The 763-nt window shown below is 51.8% G+C and carries 1 protein-coding gene; it reads left to right on the forward strand.

The genetic code is table 11. From position 1 onward, the window contains the following. Nucleotides 1-356: 356 nt before the first annotated feature. A partial coding sequence (locus D9R14_RS23245) for an integrase zinc binding domain-containing protein (protein ID WP_170168716.1) occupies nucleotides 357-763 on the forward strand: 407 nt, incomplete at its 3' end.

Here is a 763-nt window from a genome sequence, read left to right on the forward strand (position 1 = left end):
ACCCCCGTCTACCCCTCCCGACTGATAAAAACGGCGTCCGCCCTGGGCGTCCCTCTACTGGAAAAGGTACAGCCATTGGAGCAGTCCAACAAGCACTCGTGAACACAAGACAAGCACAAGACTTACAGTTAACAAGAAACGAACGTAGGACTTATGTAGCTATGGCGCACAGCTACGAAACAGAATCAGAAAGTGAACACAGCCCTAGTCCAGCAATACCACACTCTACAGACCCCGCATGGGAATCGGGTACAGATAGTGGGGGCCAGATGCAGTATCCCCCCAAACCCGCACCTAGGTTCAGACCCGCCGCCCCTTGGCGACCAGCCCGCGCGTCATCTGAGAATATACAAAGAATGTGGACGCAGCTTAAGCAGAAACAGAGAGAAGATGCGTTCTTTGGTCCAATGATCCAGTTTTTAGAGGGCCAGAAGGCCCAGGCAATAGACGCAAGCCCTCACTTGAAGACCGCTTTGCCGAAGGAGTCCGAAAAGTATTTTATTTCCCCCAGCGGCTTACTGTTGAGATTTCTTGTTAAAAATGGCCGAGCTGTGGTTTGCGTGCCCGAGGTACTCGCCCCACACGCCGCCCGGATCTGCCACGCGACTCCGTGGGCAGGACATTTAGGTCAAAACGCTTGCTTAAATTTCGCTCATATGCATTTTTGGTGGCCGCGTATGAGTTCTGATATTGCGGAAGTTGTTCGTAAATGTCCCATTTGTGCTCAGTATAAACCAGCTAATCGAAAACATGTGGCTCGCCT

Origin of the sequence: Xanthobacter tagetidis (genome assembly GCF_003667445.1) — a bacterium.
GTDB lineage: Bacteria > Pseudomonadota > Alphaproteobacteria > Rhizobiales > Xanthobacteraceae > Xanthobacter > Xanthobacter tagetidis.